1 pseudogene is annotated in these 1,768 nt (G+C 42.3%); it reads left to right on the plus strand.

Features of this window, described 5'->3' with window-relative positions:
- A pseudogene (locus C7N65_RS12485) lies at positions 1–1,768 on the plus strand (YSIRK signal domain/LPXTG anchor domain surface protein); the annotation flags it as partial.

The raw sequence follows: 1,768 nt of genomic DNA on the forward strand, positions 1-1,768 counted from the left end.
CGGACAATCAATTACGATTACAAACACTGCACAAAAACCTGAAGGTACAGAATTAACATTCAGCGACGGCACAAAAGTTGTTATCCCTAAAGGCCAAGACGGCACAAATGGTACAAACGGCACATCAGTGACTGTTTCAAGTACTGCAGTTCAACCTGACGGTTCAACAAAAGTAGTCTTCAGCGATGGTCATGAGATCTCTATTCCGAAAGGTCAAGACGGCGCTGCAGGAGCTAATGGCAAATCAATTACAGTTGAATCTACAACACCAGATGCAGAAGGTAATACGGTAGTTAGATTTAGTGACGGTTCAACAGTCACAATTCCTAAAGGTGAAAAAGGTGACCGTGGTGAAACTGGAGCACAAGGTGCAAAAGGTGAAAATGGAACATCAATCACAATTACAGATACAACAACATTACCGAATGGCAATAAACAAGTAACCTTCTCAGATGGTAAAACATTAGAAATACCTAAAGGAGAAGCAGGTGCTCAAGGCGAAGCAGGAGCAAAAGGTGCGGACGGCAAATCAATTACGATTACAAATACAGCACAAAAACCTGAAGGTACAGAATTAACATTCAGTGATGGTACAAAAGTAGTGATTCCTAAAGGCCAAGACGGCACAAATGGTACAAACGGTACATCGATTACGATTACAAGTACTGCTGCTCAACCAGACGGTTCAACAAAAGTAGTCTTCAGTGACGGTCATGAAGTCATCATTCCTAAAGGCGAAAAAGGAGATAAAGGCGACACTGGCGCAGCTGGTCGTGATGGTGCATCAGTTACTGTAACAGGTTCTGAAGTACAACCAGACGGCTCAACAAAAGTTACGTTCAGTGATGGTCACGAAATCTCAATTCCTAAAGGTCAAGATGGCAAATCTATTACTATCACGGATACAACAACATTGCCGAATGGTAATAAACAAGTAACCTTCTCTGACGGCAAAACATTAGAAATTCCTAAAGGAGATACAGGCGCAACTGGTGCTCAAGGTGAAGCAGGTGCTAGAGGTGCTGATGGTGCATCTATCACAGTCAGCGGCACTAAACAAACTCCAGAAGGAACTGAAGTCACATTCAGCGATGGTACAAAAGTAGTTGTACCTAAAGGCCAAGATGGAACTAATGGTACAAATGGCACATCTGTCACAATTACAGATACTGCACTTCAACCAGATGGCTCAACTAAAGTCACATTCAGCGACGGTCATGAAATCTCTATTCCAAAAGGTGAAAAAGGAGATAAAGGTGACGCTGGTGCAGCCGGTCAAGATGGCACATCAGTAACTGTTGAAAGTACAACAGTACAACCTGACGGTTCTACGAAAGTAGTCTTCAGTGATGGTAAATCAGTTGTAATTCCTAAAGGCCAAGCTGGCGCAGATGGCACAAATGGTAAATCAATTACAGTTGAATCTTCAGCTCCAGATGAAAATGGCAACACTGTTGTTAGATTCAGCGATGGTTCATCTGTTGTTATTCCAAAAGGTGCTAAAGGTGACACAGGTGCAGCAGGAGCACGAGGTGAAAACGGAACATCGATTACGATTACTGGTACAACTCAAACTCCAGAAGGAACTGAAGTCACATTCAGCGATGGTACTAAAGTTGTTATCCCTAAAGCACAAGATGGTGTGAATGGTAAAGATGGCAAATCGATTACTGTTCAAACTTCAGAAACAACACCAGAAGGCAATACAAAAGTAACATTCTCAGATGGATCTGTTATTACGATTCAAAAAGGTGCTAAAGGTGATACA

The organism is Staphylococcus simulans, assembly GCF_002994445.1.
Lineage (GTDB): Bacteria > Bacillota > Bacilli > Staphylococcales > Staphylococcaceae > Staphylococcus > Staphylococcus simulans_B.